Source organism: Enterobacter chuandaensis, from assembly GCF_039718975.1.
GTDB classification, from domain to species: Bacteria; Pseudomonadota; Gammaproteobacteria; order Enterobacterales; family Enterobacteriaceae; genus Enterobacter; species Enterobacter chuandaensis.
The window spans coordinates 4,392,548-4,409,744 of the sequence record NZ_CP097173.1 but is presented as its reverse complement, the minus strand read 5'-3'; the positions used below and the strand labels follow the sequence as shown (position 1 = coordinate 4,409,744).

At 57.7% G+C, this 17,197-nt stretch carries 10 protein-coding genes; 9 read left to right on the top strand and 1 reads right to left on the bottom strand.

Annotated elements, in window-relative coordinates:
- Positions 1 to 135: 135 nt before the first annotated feature.
- The 9 genes from bcsR (at position 136) to MX657_RS21145 (ending at position 15,999) form a co-directional block, all read left to right on the top strand.
- Positions 136 to 324, top strand: coding sequence for a cellulose biosynthesis protein BcsR (gene bcsR / locus MX657_RS21185; protein WP_008503237.1), 189 nt, complete (start codon positions 136 to 138; stop codon positions 322 to 324).
- 11 nt (positions 325 to 335) lie between these two features.
- The gene (bcsQ, locus tag MX657_RS21180; RefSeq protein ID WP_080329118.1) at positions 336 to 1,088 is read left to right on the top strand and encodes a cellulose biosynthesis protein BcsQ; all 753 of its coding nucleotides are present in this window, start codon (positions 336 to 338) and stop codon (positions 1,086 to 1,088) included.
- A complete protein-coding gene (gene bcsA, locus MX657_RS21175; RefSeq protein WP_080329117.1) occupies positions 1,085 to 3,700 on the top strand; it encodes a UDP-forming cellulose synthase catalytic subunit in 2,616 nt (871 codons plus the stop codon). The genes bcsQ and bcsA overlap by 4 nt, the downstream gene beginning before the upstream one ends.
- A 10-nt stretch (positions 3,701 to 3,710) precedes the next feature.
- Positions 3,711 to 6,131: a cellulose biosynthesis cyclic di-GMP-binding regulatory protein BcsB gene (bcsB, locus tag MX657_RS21170; protein WP_119916279.1), complete on the top strand. Its 2,421-nt coding sequence runs from the start codon at positions 3,711 to 3,713 to the stop codon at positions 6,129 to 6,131.
- 6 nt (positions 6,132 to 6,137) lie between these two features.
- Positions 6,138 to 7,244: a cellulose synthase complex periplasmic endoglucanase BcsZ gene (bcsZ, locus tag MX657_RS21165; RefSeq protein WP_217480460.1), complete on the top strand. Its 1,107-nt coding sequence runs from the start codon at positions 6,138 to 6,140 to the stop codon at positions 7,242 to 7,244.
- The gene (gene bcsC, locus MX657_RS21160) at positions 7,226 to 10,708 is read left to right on the top strand and encodes a cellulose synthase complex outer membrane protein BcsC (protein WP_346806719.1); all 3,483 of its coding nucleotides are present in this window, start codon (positions 7,226 to 7,228) and stop codon (positions 10,706 to 10,708) included. The genes bcsZ and bcsC overlap by 19 nt, the downstream gene beginning before the upstream one ends.
- 119 nt (positions 10,709 to 10,827) lie before the next feature.
- Complete coding sequence (hmsP, locus tag MX657_RS21155; RefSeq protein WP_346806717.1) at positions 10,828 to 12,834, top strand: biofilm formation regulator HmsP; 2,007 nt, start codon at positions 10,828 to 10,830, stop codon at positions 12,832 to 12,834.
- A gap of 158 nt (positions 12,835 to 12,992) precedes the next feature.
- On the top strand, positions 12,993 to 14,279 hold the full coding sequence (locus MX657_RS21150) for a dicarboxylate/amino acid:cation symporter (RefSeq protein ID WP_080329113.1): 1,287 nt from the start codon (positions 12,993 to 12,995) through the stop codon (positions 14,277 to 14,279).
- Positions 14,280 to 14,505: 226 nt separating this feature from the next.
- Positions 14,506 to 15,999, top strand: coding sequence for a M16 family metallopeptidase (locus tag MX657_RS21145; protein ID WP_218727782.1), 1,494 nt, complete (start codon positions 14,506 to 14,508; stop codon positions 15,997 to 15,999).
- Positions 16,000 to 16,062: 63 nt separating this feature from the next.
- On the opposite strand, the gene MX657_RS21140 is transcribed toward MX657_RS21145, so the two are convergent.
- Complete coding sequence (locus tag MX657_RS21140; RefSeq protein ID WP_346806716.1) at positions 16,063 to 16,992, bottom strand: sugar kinase; 930 nt, start codon at positions 16,990 to 16,992, stop codon at positions 16,063 to 16,065.
- Between the last annotated feature and the right edge of the window lie 205 nt (positions 16,993 to 17,197).

Here is a 17,197-nt window from a genome sequence, read left to right as displayed (position 1 = left end):
TACTAGCGAAAGCGTAGAAATAAACCTAACATTGAAATTAAAGAACATCAGATTTAGCATGTAAATGAAATTTGTCAGGGCAGGATGCCCCGCGACTTCTGAGCGTGCGATTTTCCTCAAAGGGATGGAAAAAGAATGGATAATAACGAACCCGGAACCCCAGTCGACTCGACCCTGGGTTACACTTTCCAGAACGATTTTCTGGCGCTGACGCAGGCCTTTTCATTACCCGAAATAGATTACACCGATATTTCCCAGCGGGAACAGTTGGCCGCGGCTATTAAACGCTGGCCGTTATTAGCTGAATTTGCCCATCAACAATAAGGGAGCCATTGATGGCCATACTCGGATTACAGGGCGTCCGTGGCGGTGTGGGTACCACATCTGTTACCGCGGCGCTGGCGTGGTCATTACAGCTTTTAGGTGAATCGGTGCTGGTGATTGATGCCTGCGCCGATAATTTGCTGCGTATGTCGTTCAACGTCGATTTCACGCGCGAAGAGGGCTGGGCCCGCGCGCTGCTTGATGACAAAGACTGGCGGGACGCAGGTCTGCGTTACACCTCCCAGCTGGATTTGCTGCCTTTTGGTCAACTGACCACCACGGAGCGCGAAAATGAAGCCGCCTATCAGCGTCTGTTTTCGCAGTTCACGCTTGCGCTGCAGAGTCTGAAAGAGAAGGGAGATTATCAGTGGATCCTGCTGGATCTGCCGCACGGCGCCGGGACGCTGACCCGGCAGCTTATCGCCCAGTGCGACCATGTGCTTTCCATCGTGAACGTGGATGCGAACTGCCATATTCGCCTGCATCAGCAGGGACTGCCTCAGAATGCGCATCTCCTGATTAACGATTTACGCATTGGCAGCCAGATTCAGGACGATCTCTACCAGGTCTGGCTGCAAAGCCAGCGCCGCCTGCTGCCCATTGTGATTCATCGGGATGAGGGGATGGCAGAATGCCTCGCCTCCAAGCAGCCGCTCGGTGAGTATCGCAGCGACTCGCTCGCAGCAGAAGAGATCCTGACGCTGGCTAACTGGTGTCTGCTGAACTTCGCCAGCAAGGCGGAGCCCGCAGGGAGTTCGGTATGAGTCGACTCGCCAGCTGGCTTCTTATCCCGCCGGTCAGTTCGCGTTTGAGCGACCATTACCGGCATTTTCGCCGGCATGGCGCCTCGGCATTCAGCGCCGCGCTCGGCTGTTTCTGGATGATTCTGGCCTGGACGTTCATTCCACTCGAACACCCGCGCTGGCAGCGCATACGTGCGCGCCACGCTGAATTATATCCCCACATTAATCCCGATCGGCCACGGCCTTTGGATCCGGCGCGCTACCTCATTCAGGCCATCTGGCTGGTGGCGACGTCTCCCCGGTCAGAAAATAAAGTTCCGCACTGGCGCAGCTACTCCCGCGTACAGCAGCTACGCGAACGCTATCACCAGTGGCTGGATAAACTGCCCGATAGCGTCAGCGATAAGACCAGCCATCTGGATAACCATAAAGAGCTCGGGCATCTCCATCCGGGCTTGCGGCGTTTTATCCTTGGCGTGATTGTCGTGTTCTCGCTCATTCTGGCGCTGGTCTGTATCACGCAACCCTTCAATCCCCTGGCGCAGTTCACCTTCCTGATCCTGCTGTGGGGCGTGGCGTTGCTGGTTCGCCGTATTCCGGGCCGCTTCTCGGCGCTGATGCTGATTGTGCTGTCGCTGACGGTTTCCTGTCGGTATATCTGGTGGCGTTACACCTCAACGCTGAACTGGGACGATCCGGTCAGCCTGGTGTGCGGTCTGGTGCTGCTGTTTGCAGAAACCTACGCGTGGATTGTGCTGGTGCTGGGCTATTTCCAGGTGATCTGGCCGCTCAACCGCCAGCCGGTTCCGCTGCCGAAAGACACCACGCAGTGGCCGACCGTCGATCTCTTCGTCCCGACCTACAACGAAGACCTGAGCGTGGTGAAAAACACCATCTATGCCGCGCTGGGCATCGACTGGCCGAAAGATAAGCTCAAAGTCTGGATCCTGGATGACGGCAACCGTCCAGCGTTTCGCCAGTTTGCCGAAGAGGTCGGCGTTGAGTACATCGCCCGTCCGACTCACGAACACGCGAAGGCCGGGAACATCAACAACGCCCTGAAGTATGCCACCGGGGAGTTCGTCTCGATCTTTGACTGTGACCACGTGCCGACGCGCTCGTTCCTGCAGATGACCATGGGCTGGTTCCTGAAAGAGAAAGAGCTGGCAATGATGCAGACGCCGCACCACTTCTTCTCGCCGGACCCGTTTGAACGTAACCTTGGCCGCTTCCGTAAAACCCCGAACGAAGGCACGCTGTTCTATGGCCTCGTACAGGACGGGAACGACATGTGGGATGCCACCTTCTTCTGCGGCTCCTGTGCGGTTATCCGCCGTAAGCCGCTGGATGAAATTGGCGGTATTGCCGTTGAGACGGTGACCGAAGATGCGCACACCTCTCTGCGCCTGCACCGTCGGGGCTATACCTCTGCCTACATGCGTATCCCTCAGGCCGCCGGTCTGGCGACGGAATCACTCTCGGCGCACATTGGCCAGCGTATTCGCTGGGCGCGCGGCATGGTGCAGATTTTCCGCCTTGATAACCCGCTGATAGGTAAAGGGCTTAAGCTTGCGCAGCGTCTCTGCTACGTCAACGCCATGTTCCACTTCTTGTCCGGCATCCCGCGGCTGATCTTCCTGACCGCGCCCCTGGCGTTCCTGCTGCTTCACGCCTATATCATCTACGCCCCCGCGCTGATGATTGCGCTGTTCGTTTTGCCGCACATGATCCACGCGAGCCTGACGAACTCGAAGATTCAGGGTAAATACCGCCATTCGTTCTGGAGTGAAATCTACGAAACGGTGCTGGCGTGGTACATCGCGCCGCCGACGATGGTCGCGCTGATTAACCCGCATAAAGGGAAGTTCAACGTCACCGCGAAGGGCGGTCTGGTGGAAGAGGAGTACGTTGACTGGGTGATCTCCCGCCCGTACATCTTCCTCGTGCTTCTGAATATTGTCGGCGTGATCGCCGGTATCTGGCGCTACTTCTACGGCCCGGAAAACGAAATCCTCACCGTCTTTGTGAGTATGGCCTGGGTGTTCTACAACCTGATTATCCTCGGCGGCGCGGTGGCGGTGTCGGTGGAGAGTAAACAGGTTCGTCGCGCGCATCGCGTTGAAATCTGCATGCCTGCGGCGATTGCCCGTGAAGATGGTCACCTCTTCTCCTGTACGGTGCACGACTTCTCTGATGGTGGTCTGGGGATCAAAATCAACGGCCAGGCGAAAGTGCTGGAAGGGCAGAAAGTTAACCTGCTGCTTAAACGCGGCCAGCAGGAGTACGTCTTCCCGACGCAGGTTGTGCGTGTGGCAGGTAGTGAGGTAGGTCTGCAGCTGATGCCGTTGACCAAAAAGCAACACATTGATTTTGTGCAGTGTACGTTTGCCCGTGCGGATACATGGGCTCTCTGGCAGGACAGCTTCCCGGAAGATAAACCTCTGGAAAGCCTGCTGGATATTCTGAAGCTGGGGTTCCGTGGCTATCGTCACCTTGCAGAATTTGCCCCGTCGTCGGTGAAATTAATTTTCCGGTCACTTACTTCGCTGGTTTCCTGGGTCGTGTCGTTCATTCCTCGTCGTCCTGAGCGGGATGAGGCGAAGCAGGCGGACCCGGTTATGGCTCAACAATGATGATAACGCGATGAAAACAAAACTTTCCTGGTTATGTGCAGTGGCAATGGGAGTGAGTGCACTCCCCGCAACAATGGCTAACGCAGCACCTGGTAACGCAGCGGCTACGCCTGCGCCAACGGTGCCCGTGGTCGCGCAGGCAACCGATCCGGTTGTTACGGCGGCACCCGGTCAAACAGAAAACGTCATTCCGAACCAGCCAACGGAGGGGAACACCCTGCCGGCAGACAGCCAGGTCATCGGGCAGGTGATGCCGGGCGTGCGGGGAGCTAACGCGCCCGTCGTCGCGGATAATGTGCCGTCGCGGGACGTGAAGCTGACCTTCGCACAAATCGCGCCGCCGCCGGGCAGCATGGTGCTGCGCGGCGTCAACCCTAATGGCAGCATTGAATTCGGTATGCGCAGCGATGAGGTTGTCTCGAATGCGGTACTGAACCTTGAATACACGCCGTCGCCCTCCCTGCTGCCGACGCAGTCTCAGCTGAAGGTCTATCTCAACGATGAGCTGATGGACGTTCTGCCGGTGACCAAAGAGCAGCTGGGCAAGAAAACCCAGGCGCAGGTACCGATCAACCCGCTGTTCATTACCGACTTTAACCGTATCCGTCTGGAGTTTGTTGGCCACTACCGCGATGTTTGCGAAAACCCGGCCAGCAACACGCTGTGGCTGGACGTCGGGCGTAACTCCTCGCTGCAGATGACCTACCAGCCGCTGGCGCTGAAAAACGATCTGTCGGCGTTCCCGGTTCCGTTCTTCGACCCGCGTGATAACCGTCCGCTCACGCTGCCGATGGTGTTTGCCTCATCCCCTGACGTGACCGAGCAGCTGGCGGCGACCATTGTGGCCTCCTGGTTTGGTTCCCGCTCCGGCTGGCGCGGTCAGAACTTCCCGGTGATGTATGACAAAATGCCGGACAGAAACGCGATTGTCTTTGCAACCAACGCGAAGCGTCCGGGCTTCCTGCGCGACCACCCGGAAGTCAAAGCGCCAACCATTGAGATGGTAAGCCACCCGGATAACCCGTACGTGAAGCTGCTGGTGGTCTTTGGTCGTGATGATAAAGATCTGGTCCAGGCCGCGAAGGCGATTGCTCAGGGCAACGTTCTTTTCCGCGGCAACAGCGTGGTGGTGGACGACGTTAAGCCGCTGCTGGCGCGTAAACCTTATGACGCACCAAACTGGGTGCGTACCGACCGCGCCGTGACGTTTGGCGAGCTGAAAACCTATGAAGAGCAGCTGCAGGCGTCCGGCCTGGAGCCATCGCCGATTAGCCTGTCGCTGAACCTGCCGCCGGATCTGTACCTGCTGCGCACCAACGGCATTGATATCAATCTTAACTACCGCTATACCGCGCCGGCAACGAAAGACAGTTCGCGCATGGATATCAGCCTGAACAACCAGTTCCTGCAATCGTTCAGCCTGCAAAGTACCCAGGACACTAACCGTCTGATGCTCCGCCTGCCGGTGTTGCAGGGGCTGCTGGACGGTAAAACGGACGTCTCAATTCCGGCACTGAAGCTTGGCGCGATCAACCAGCTGCGTTTTGATTTCCAGTACATGAACCCGATGCCTGGCGGCTCGGTGGATAACTGTATCACCTTCCAGCCGGTGCAGAACCACGTGGTGATTGGCGATGAGTCGACCATCGACTTCTCGAAGTACTATCACTTCCTGGCGATGCCGGATCTGCGTGCCTTTGCGAACGCGGGCTTCCCGTTCAGCCGCATGGCCGATCTCTCTGAATCCATTGTGGTGATGCCAAAAGCGCCAAACGAAGGTCAGGTGACGACCCTGCTCGACACCATGGCAACCGTAGGCGCGCAAACCGGATTACCGGCGATTAACGTCACGTTGACGGACGATGGCAGCCAGATCCAGAACAAAGATGCGGACATTATGGTGATCGGCACCATTCCGGATAAGCTGAAGGATGAAAAACGTATCGATCTGCTGGTGAAAGCCACCGAGTCGTGGGTTAACACGCCGCTGCGCCAGACTGAGTTCCCGAGCATTATGCCGGACGTGAACGACCGCAAGGCCAGCGCGCAAACGGCCGTAACCTCTCAGGGGGCGATGGCTGCGGTGGTGGGCTTCCAGTCTCCTTACAACGATCAGCGTAGCGTGATAGCCCTGCTGGCGGATAGCCCGCGTGGCTATGAGCTGCTGAATACCGCGATGAACGACAGCGGCAAACGTGCCGCAATGTTTGGCTCGGTGTCGGTGATCCGCGAGTCCGGCGTCAACAGCCTGCGCGTGGGTGATGTGTACTACGTCGGCCATCTGCCGTGGTTCGAACGCCTGTGGTATGCGCTGTCGAACCATCCGGTTCTGCTCGCTATCCTGGCTGCGGTCAGCGTGGTCTTGCTGGCATGGGTGCTGTGGCGTCTGCTGCGCATCATCAGCCGTCGTCGCCTTAACCCGGATGAGTAAAACGTGATGAAAGCCTTTCGCTGGTGTTTAGTCGCAGCGTTGATGCTGGCGGCGATCCCGCTTCGCGCCGCCTGCACCTGGCCTGCCTGGGAACAGTTTAAAAAGGGTTACATCAGCGAGGGCGGTCGCGTCATTGATCCCAGCGACACGCGCAAAATTACGACGTCGGAGGGGCAAAGCTACGCGCTGTTCTTTGCCCTGGTTGCCAACGATCGTAACGCGTTCGACCAGCTGCTGGCATGGACGCGCGATAACCTTGCCAGCGGCAATCTCAACGATCGTCTGCCCGCCTGGCTCTGGGGGCAGAAAGACAAAGAAAACTGGGGGGTGATTGATACCAACTCCGCCTCAGATGCCGATGTCTGGATTGCCTGGTCGCTGCTCGAAGCGGGGCGGCTATGGAAAAACCCGGACTATACCCGCACGGGTAAAGCGCTGCTAAAACGCATTGCCAGCGAGGAAGTGGTGAAAGTGCCGGGGCTCGGCTCAATGCTGCTTCCCGGTAAAGTCGGCTTTGCCGAAGAAAACGCCTGGCGCTTTAACCCCAGCTACCTTCCTCCACAGTTAGCGAGCTATTTCACCCGCTATGGTGCACCGTGGACCACGCTGCGTGAAACCAATCTGCGGCTGTTGCTGGAAAGCGCGCCGAAGGGATTCTCGCCAAACTGGGTGCAGTATCAGAAAAACAGAGGCTGGCAGTTACAGCAGGATAAGACGCTGGAAGGGGGCTATGACGCCATCCGTGTCTATCTTTGGGTGGGCATGATGAGCGATAACGATCCTCAAAAAGCCCGGCTGCTGACGCGCTTCCAGCCGATGGCGGTAAAGACAATCAAACAGGGCGTGCCGCCGGAGAAAGTGGATGTGGCGACGGGTAAACACACTGGCAATGGCCCGGTCGGGTTCTCTGCCGCAATGCTGCCGTTTTTACAGCAGCGCGATGCCCAGGCGGTTCAGCGCCAGCGCGTGGCAGACCATTTTCCCGATAACAATGCCTACTACAGCTATGTATTGACTCTTTTTGGTCAGGGATGGGATCAGCATCGTTTTCGCTTCACCGCTAAGGGTGAATTAATACCGGATTGGGGCCAGGAATGCGCAAGTTCACAGTAAATCTACTCACTCTATCGCTTGGGCTGGCACTGATGCCGCTGGCGCAGGCCGTCAACTCTCCGCAACAGAAACAGCTGCTGGAGCAGGTTCGGCTGGGCGAATCGACCCATCGTGAGGATTTGGTTCGCCAGTCGCTCTACCGTCTTGAGCTGATCGATCCGAATAACCCTGACGTCATTGCCGCCCGCTTTCGCTACCTGCTGCGCCAGGGCGATAACGCCGGTGCGCAAAAAGAGCTGGATCGCCTGAAGGGGATGGCCCCGGACTCCAGCGCTTACCAGTCCTCACGTAACACGATGCTGCTTTCCACCCCGGATGGCCGCCAGCAGCTTCAGCAGGCGCGATTACTCGCCACGACAGGGCACACGCAGGAGGCGATTGCCGCCTATGACAAGCTCTTTGACGGTAACCCGCCGGGCGGTGACGTAGCGACGGAATACTGGAATGTGGTGGCGAAAGATCCTGCCCGTCGCAATGCGGCCATTAGCCAGCTGAAAAAAATAAACAGCAGCAGCCCCGGGAATACGCAGCTCCAGACGACGCTGGCCCAGCTTCTGTTCCAGAGCGGACGCCGTGATGAAGGCTTTGCGGTGCTGCAGGAGATGGCTAAATCCACCGGCGGCCGCAGCCAGGCGTCTGATATGTGGTATGAGCAGATCAAAGACCAGCCTGCCAGCAGCGCCAGCGTTAGCGCGCTGCAAAAATACCTGACCGTCTTCAGCGACGGCGATAGCGTTGCGGCGGCGCGCGCCCAGCTTGAGGCGCAGCAAAAGCAGCTCGCCGACCCGGCGTTCCGCGCAAAAGCGGAAGGGCTCGCGGCAGTGGATGCCGGGCAGGGGAGTAAGGCGGTGGCGGAGCTGCAAAAAGCCGTCAGCGCCAACCATGCCGACAGTGAAGCGGTGGGGGCTCTGGGGCAGGCCTATTCTCAGAAAGGCGACCGCGCCCGCGCGGTGGCACAGTTTGAAAAGGCGATTGCCCTCGATCCGCAGAGCGATAACCGCGGGAAATGGGACAGCTTGCTGAAGGTTAATCGCTACTGGCTACTGATCCAGCAGGGGGATGCGGCGCTGAAGGCGAATAACCCGGCGCAGGCGGAGCGTTACTATCAGCAGGCGCGCAACGTCGACAATACCGACAGCTACGCGGTGCTGGGGCTGGGCGATGCCGCCGCGGCGCGTAAAGATAACGACGCGGCGGAGCGTTATTACCGCCAGGCGCTGCGGATGGACAGCAGCAACAGCAATGCGGTTCGCGGCCTGGCCAATATTTACCGCGCGCAGTCCCCGGAGAAGGCCTCGCAGTTTATCCAGTCGCTCTCCGCCAGCCAGCGCCGGAGCATTGATGATATTGAGCGTAGCCTGACTAACGAGCAGCTCTCTGCCCAGGCAGAACAGCTGGAGAATCAGGGGAAATTCGCACAGGCGGCAGAAATTCAGCGTCGCCGTCTGGCGCTCTCGCCCGGTGACGTGTGGATAACCTATCGTCTCTCGCGCGATCTCTACAGCGCGGGTCAGCGCAGCCAGGCGGATACCCTGATGCGCCAGCTCGCCAGCCAGAAACCGTCTGACCCGGATCAGGTCTACGCCAACGGGCTCTATCTCTCAGGGAACGATCAGGACCGGGCCGCGCTGGCGCATCTGGATACCCTGCCGCGCAGCCAGTGGAACGGCAATATTCAGGAACTTGCCGACCGCCTGCAAAGTAACCAGGTACTCGAGACCGCCAACCGTCTGCGCGACAGCGGCAAAGAGCAGGAGGCGGAAAACCTTCTGCGTCAGCAGCCAGCCTCCACCCGCATCGACCTGACCCTGGCGGACTGGGCGCAGCAGCGTGGCGATCTGAACGCGGCGAAAACGACGTACAGCGCCGTCCTGCAGCGTGAGCCGCAGAACGAGGACGCGATCCTCGGTCTGACCGAGATTTACAGCGCGGAAGGTAACAAAGAGGCCGCCCGTGCGGAGCTGGCGAAACTGCCCGCCGGGCAAAACGGCCAGCCGCTGTCGCTCAATATGCAGCGCCGGATCGCGATGGCGCAGGCAGGCCTGGGCGATTCTGCTGCCGCAGAACAGACCTTCAGCAAAATCATTCCGCAGGCCAAATCGCAACCCGCCTCCATGGAAAGCGCGCTGGTGCTGCGTGATGCTGCCCGCTTCCAGACGCAAAACGGCCAGCCGCAGCAGGCGCTGGAGACGTATAAAGATGCGATGGTGTCGTCCGGCATCACCACGACGCGCCCGGTGGATAACGACAGCTTCACCCGTCTGACGCGTAACGATGAAAAAGATGACTGGCTGAAGCGCGGCGTGCGCAGTGATGCCGGTGATTTGTACCGTCAACAGGATGTTAACGTCACGCTTCAGCACGACTACTGGGGCTCCAGCGGCACGGGCGGTTATTCCGACCTGAAAGCGCATACCACCATGCTCCATGTAGATGCCCCTCTCTCTGACGGGCGCATGTTCTTCCGAAGCGATCTGGTCAACATGGATGCCGGTACCTTTGATAACAATAACGGGACTTACGATCCTAAATGGGGGACCTGCTACGACACACCGTGTAGCGGCAACACCAGCCAGAGCGACAGCGGTGCCAGCGTCGCCGTTGGCTGGCAGAATAAAACCTGGGCGATGGATATTGGTACCACGCCAATGGGCTTTGACGTCGTCGACGTGGTGGGCGGTATCAGCTACAGCAGCGATTTAGGCCCCATCGGCTATACCGTCAACGCCCATCGTCGGCCTATCTCCAGCTCTCTGCTGGCGTTCGCCGGGCAAAAAGATACCAATACTGGCACCACCTGGGGCGGCGTGCGCGCGACGGGCGGTGGGGTAAGCATCAGCTATGACAAAGGCGAGGCGAACGGCGTCTGGTCAAGCCTGAACGCGGAAACGCTGACGGGTAAAAATGTGGAAGATAACTGGCGTGTCCGCTGGATGACGGGTTACTACTACAAGCTCATTAATAAAAACAACGAGCGTCTGTCGGTTGGTGTCTCCAATATGCTCTGGCACTACGACAAGGATCTGAGCGGCTATTCGCTCGGTCAGGGGGGCTACTACAGCCCGCAGGAGTATGTCTCGTTCGCGCTGCCGGTGACCTGGCGTAAGCGCACGGAAAACTGGTCCTGGGAGCTGGGTGGCTCGGTGTCCTGGTCCCACTCTAAAACCAAAGACGAGCTGCGTTACCCGATCCAGAGCCTGATCCCGACCGATGAGCCAGGCCGCTATACCGATCGTGGTGCGATGGAAACCGGCAGCTCCTCCTCCGGGACGGGTTATACCGCACGGGCAATTATCGAACGCCGGGTCACCTCCAACTGGTTTGTGGGCATGGGCGTGGACATTCAGGAAGCGAAAGACTATACCCCAAGCCATGCGCTGATTTATGTGCGCTACTCTGCTGCAGGATGGCAGGGCGATATGGACTTACCGCCGCAGCCGCTTATTCCTTACGCGGACTGGTAATCGGATTTTCCTTAATCCATTTGTAAGTCTCTCTTAATAGCGCGGCAATCAGGTATACTCAGGCGCGCCAGGTTTACACCCTGGCGCGCCCTGCGCTTCGAGTTTTGTGGAGAGTCATTTTGCGTGTCAGCCGTTCCTTAACGATCAAACAGATGGCGATGGTCTCTGCCGTCACTATGCTGTTTGTACTGCTCTTCTGCGTAATTCTGCTGTTTCATTCCGTACAGCAGAATCGCTACAACACGGCTTCGCAGTTAGAAAGTATTGCCCGCTCGGTGCGCGCTCCGCTCTCCGCCTCGATCCTGAAAGGGGACATTCCCGAAGCGGAAACTATCTTAAAACGCATTCAGCCTGCTGGCGTCGTTAGCCGCGCCGATGTCGTCTTGCCCAACCAGTTTCAGGCGCTGCGGATGAGCTTTATCCCGGAGCGTCCTGTCCCGATGATGGTGATGCGCCTGTTCGAGCTGCCGGTGCAAATCTCTCTGCCTCTCTATTCGCTGGAGCGTCCTGCTAATCCGCAGCCGCTGGCTTACCTGGTTCTGCAGGCGGACTCGTACCGGATGTATAAATTCGTCATGAGTTGGGTGGTTACGTTAGTGACCACTTGCTTACTTATGACCCTGATCCTTAGCGTGGCGCTGACGTGGTGTATAAACCGCCTCATTGTCCACCCGCTGCGCCGTATTGCCCGCGAGCTAAACGGGCTCACGCCGCAGGATCAGCTGGGGCACCAGCTTGAACTGCCGCGCCTTCATCACGACGACGAAATCGGTATGCTGGTGCGCAGCTACAACCTCAACCAGCAGCGCATCCAGCGTCAGCAGGATGAGTTAAACAACAGCGCCACGCGCTTCCCGGTGTCTGAGCTTCCCAATAAGGCGTTTCTGATGGCGATGCTGGAGCAGACCGTTGCGCGACAGCAAACCACGGCGCTGATGGTTATCGCCTGTGAAACCCTGCAGGACACGGCGGGCGTGCTTAAAGAGAGCCAGCGCGAAATGCTGCTGCTGACGCTGGTGGAAAAGGTGAAGTCTGTCCTTGCCCCGCGCATGGTGCTGACGCAGGTCAGCGGTTACGACCTGGTGGTGATTGCCAACGGCGTGAAAGAGCCGTGGCACGCCATCACATTAGGTCAGCAAGTACTCACTGTCATAAATGAGCGGCTGCCGGTACAGGGTATCCAGCTTCGTCCGAGCGCCAGTATCGGCATCGCCATGTACTATGGTGATTTAACGGCGGAACAGCTGTACCGCCGCGCGTTCTCGGCGGCGTTTACCGCCCGGCGCAAAGGGAAAAACCAGATCCAGTTCTTCGACCCGGAGCAGATGGAAAAGGCGCAGCAGCGCCTGACGGAAGAGAGCGACATCCTGACCGCCCTGGACAACCGTCAGTTTGCCCTCTGGCTACAGCCGCAGGTGAATTTACAGACGGGTGAAGTAAAAAGCGCTGAGGCGCTGCTTCGCGTGCAGCAGCCGGATGGCTCATGGGAACTGCCGGAGGGGCTGATTGAGCGCATCGAATCCTGTGGGCTGATGGTCACCGTCGGCTACTGGGTGCTGGAGGAGTCCTGCCGTCAGCTTGCTGCCTGGCAGGAGCGCGGCGTAATGCTGCCGCTGTCGGTCAATTTGTCAGCGCTGCAGCTCATGCATCCGACGATGGTCTCCGAGATGCTGGAGCTGATCCACCGCTACCGGATCGCGCCTGATACGCTGACGCTGGAAGTGACGGAGAGCCGACGCATTGACGATCCTAACGACGCCGTCGCTATTCTGAAGCCGCTGCGCAATGCCGGCATTCGCATTGCGCTGGACGATTTTGGTATGGGATACGCCGGGCTGCGTCAGCTTCAGCACATGAAAACCCTGCCGGTGGATGTGCTAAAAATCGATAAAGCCTTCGTTGACGGGCTGCCGGAAGACAGCAGCATGGTGCAGGCCATTATCCAGATGGCGCGCAGCCTCAACCTGCATCTTATTGCCGAGGGGATTGAAACCGAAGCGCAACGCGCCTGGCTGGCCGAGGCGGGCGTGGAGAGCGGTCAGGGCTACCTTTTTGCCCGCGCAGTGCCGCCGGATGTCTTTGAACAGCGATACCTTTCTGGTGCTGCCAATAACGCAAAAGTGTAATTTTGTTGCTGGCTTGTGCGAGCCAGCTCAAAGTTTTTAACATTTGTGTTTCAAATTTGAACGGGGTTTATTTCTGTCCTGTTATACGGTTTTATTTTAGAGCCGCAGGTTAACCATAACCTTACAAAGCCTGTGGTTTTTCTTCCCAAGGACACCCTATGAAAACCTCACTCTTCAAAAGTCTTTATTTCCAGGTCCTGACAGCCATCGCCATCGGTATTCTGCTGGGTCATTATTACCCGGAGCTGGGCGCGCAAATGAAACCGCTTGGCGACGCATTCGTTAAGCTCATTAAAATGGTCATCGCCCCGGTGATCTTCTGTACGGTGGTGACGGGCATCGCTGGCATGGAAAGCATGAAGGCGGTAGGCCGTACCGGTGCAGTGGCGCTCCTCTACTTTGAAGTGGTCAGTACCCTTGCGCTGATTATTGGTCTGGTCATCGTCAACGTGGTACAGCCTGGCGCGGGTATGAACGTTGACCCGTCAACGCTGGACGCCAAAGCGGTCGCGGTCTATGCCGAGCAGGCGAAGGATCAGGGCGTGGTCGCCTTCCTGCTGGACGTCATCCCTGGCAGCGTCATCGGCGCCTTCGCCAGCGGAAACATTCTGCAGGTGCTGCTGTTTGCCGTGATGTTTGGCTTCGCCCTGCACCGTCTGGGCAGCAAAGGCCAGCTTATCTTCAACGTGATTGAAAGCTTCTCGCAGGTCATCTTTGGCATTATCAATATGATCATGCGCCTGGCGCCGATCGGTGCTTTCGGTGCGATGGCCTTCACCATCGGCAAGTATGGCGTTGGCACGCTGGTGCAGCTGGGTCAGCTGATCATCTGCTTCTACATCACCTGTATTCTTTTCGTGGTGGTGGTGCTGGGCTCCATCGCCCGTGCGACAGGCTTCAGCATTTTCAAATTCATCCGCTACATCCGTGAAGAGCTGCTGATTGTTCTGGGAACCTCCTCTTCTGAATCGGCGCTGCCGCGTATGCTCGACAAGATGGAAAAGCTGGGGTGCCGTAAATCGGTCGTCGGCCTGGTGATCCCGACGGGCTACTCCTTTAACCTGGACGGTACCTCGATTTACCTGACGATGGCGGCGGTGTTTATCGCTCAGGCGACCAACAGCCATATGGATATTTTCCATCAGATCACCCTGCTGGTGGTGCTCCTGCTCTCCTCTAAAGGGGCGGCGGGCGTGACGGGCAGTGGCTTTATCGTGCTGGCGGCCACCATCTCTGCGGTGGGGCATCTGCCGGTGGCCGGTCTGGCGCTGATTCTCGGTATTGACCGCTTTATGTCTGAAGCACGTGCGTTAACCAACCTGGTGGGTAACGGCGTGGCAACGGTCGTGGTCGCGAAATGGGTGAAAGAGCTGGATCACAAAAAACTCGACGATACGCTGAATAATCGCGCGTCTGATAGCAAAACGCCTGGTTTAACCTCCTAATCTTGTCACAAATGCCCGCATTCCCTTGTCGGGATGCGGGCTCCTGCGCATAATAACTGTTCATACCTGTCATAATTCGACAAGATTTTTTTTGGGTATATTTCACTTCGGACCGTGACGTTTTGCCGAACGCGCGGTCTAATCGACGTGTTTTCATCGTCATCTTTTAGAGTGAAGCGCGTCGCGAGACACTCTTTTTAACCAGGAATGTTGATCAGGGGTTCACATGCAGGGCACAAAAATTCGACTCTTAACCGGCGGTTTGCTGATGATGGCAGCAGCCAGTTATGTGCAGGCAGATGCGCTCCAGCCAGACCCGGCCTGGCAACAAGGTACGTTAGCGAATGGTTTTCAATGGCAGGTTTTGTCCACACCGCAACGTCCCAGCGATCGTATTGAAATCCGTCTGTCCGTTAATACCGGCTCCCTTACGGAAAGCACTCAGCAAACCGGTTTTAGCCACTTTATTCCCCGTCTGGCGCTCACGCAGAGCGGCAGCTTGCAGGCAGTTCAGGTGCGTTCGCTGTGGCAACAGGCCATCGACCCGAAACGCCCGCTTCCTCCGGCTGTAGTCTCCTATGACTACACCATGTTTAACCTGAGCCTGCCAAATAACCGTAACGACCTGCTTAAAGAAGCGCTTACGTATCTCTCTGATGCCTCTGGCAACCTGGCGATTACGCCGGAAACCGTGAACTATGCGTTGAGCAACAGCGACATGGTGGCGACCTGGCCTGTGGATACCAAAGAGGGCTGGTGGCGTTACCGCCTGAAAGGCTCAACGTTGCTGGGTCACGATCCGGCCGAGCCGCTGAAGCAGCCGGTGGACGTCGAACAGGTAAAATCGTTCTACCAGAAATGGTACACCCCGGACGCGATGACGCTGATCGTCGTCGGCAATGTGGATAGCCGCGCGGTGGTTGAGCAGATCAACAAAGCGTTTGGCGATCTGAAGGGCAAGCGCGAAACGCCAGCCCCTGTTCCGACACTCTCTCCGCTGCGCGCCGAGCCTGTCAGCATCATGACGGACACCGTGCGTCAGGACCGGCTTTCCGTGATGTGGGATAACGCCTGGCAGCCTATCCGCGAGTCCGCGGCGCTGCTGCGTTACTGGCGTGCCGATCTGGCGCGTGAAGCGCTGTTCTGGCACGTCCAGCAGACGCTCAGTAAAAACAACGTGAAGAATATTGGCCTTGGCTTTGACTGCCGCGTGCTGTTCCAGCGTGCGCAGTGCGCCATTAACGTTGAATCGCCGGGCGATAAACTGAATGCGAATCTCGGTGTGGTGGCGAAAGAGCTGGCAAAAGTGCGGAAGGAGGGGCTTTCCGAAGAGGAGTTCAACGCGTTGCTGGCCCAGAAAAAACTGGAGCTGCAGAAGCTGTTTGCCACCTACGCTCGTGCCGATACCGATATTCTGATCAGCCAGCGGATTCGCTCCCTGCAGAACCAGGTTGTCGACATTGCGCCTGAGCAATACCAGAAGCTGCGTCAGGATTTCCTCAATGGTCTGACCGTTGATATGCTCAATCAGGACTTACGTCAGCAGCTGTCGCAGGATATGGCGTTGATCCTTCTGCAGCCGAAAGGCGAGCCGGAGTATGACATGAAGGAACTTCAGAAGACCTGGGATTCCATTATGGTCACCGCGTCGCAGCCGGCGCAGGCGGCCTCGGCGGATGATCTACACCAGGACGCGTCGGATATTCCGCAGGGGCAGTAATGCTTAAACATTCCCTCTCCCCGTGGGAGAGGGTTAGGGTGAGGGCATCAGCCCGCACCTTACTTAAACAGGCATCGCCTCGCGCGGAATAATCGCCCCGCGATACTGAATCACGGTGCTGGCCGTCAGGTGACCACGCTGTGCCGCTGCTTCCGGCGTTCCTCCCGTCAGACGTACCGCCAGGTAGCCCGCGCTGAAGGAATCCCCTGCCGCGGTGGTATCAATCACTTTCTCTTTGGCCAGCTTCACAGCAGGAACCTCGACCACCGCTTCACCCGCAATCGCGACCAGGCACGACTCCGCGCCGCGCTTAATCACCACTTCGCTCACGCCGGCCGCCTGTGTGCGGGCAATCACGTCCTCTACCGGCTTTTCACCCCACAGGGCGTCTTCATCGTCGAGCGTCAGGAAGGCGATGTCCGTGTACTGCAGCATCTGCTGATAAACCAGCTGCGTCTCTTCGCAGCTGGCCCACAGGCGCGGGCGGTAGTTGTTATCAAAAATCACCTTCCCGCCGTTGGCGCGGCATTCGCGCAGCAGCGAGAGCAGCTTTTCGCGGCTGGTCGGGCTTAAAATTGCCAGGCTAATGCCGCTCAGATAGAGGTAATCAAACGTCGCCAGCTCTTCGCAGATGGCCGCAGCAGCGTAGCTCTCCAGCCAGAATTTGGCCGCCGCTTCGTTACGCCAGTAATAAAACGTGCGTTCGCCGGTGCTGTCGGTTTCGATGTAGTAAAGCCCAGGCAGGCGGTTTTCCATCCGCTGAATTAGCGAGGTTTCAACATGTTCACTCTGCCAGGCTTCCAGCATCTGCTGGCTGAAGCTGTCCGTACCCAGGGCGGTAACGTAGTTCACGGTGAGCGCCTCAGGCGCAACCTGACGGGCAATATAAACGGACGTGTTTAACGTATCGCCACCAAATCCGCGGCTGACTTCCGCGCCTTTTTGTGACAGCTCAATCATGCATTCGCCAATCACGGCAATTTTTTTAGACATAGTCGTGAACCTGAACAGAAGAATTTTCAGCAGTGTGCGCTGAGTGAATTAGATGGTCAACTATATTAAAACGACGTTCCATTATTTTATTTGAGCCAGCGCGTGTTCCGGCAAATTTCTGTCATCTTAATTTCATTTTCGCGGTGAATTGAACATAAAGTTCTCAATTGTCGGGCCGATAACCCATTGACGAGTCCAGAAAGGC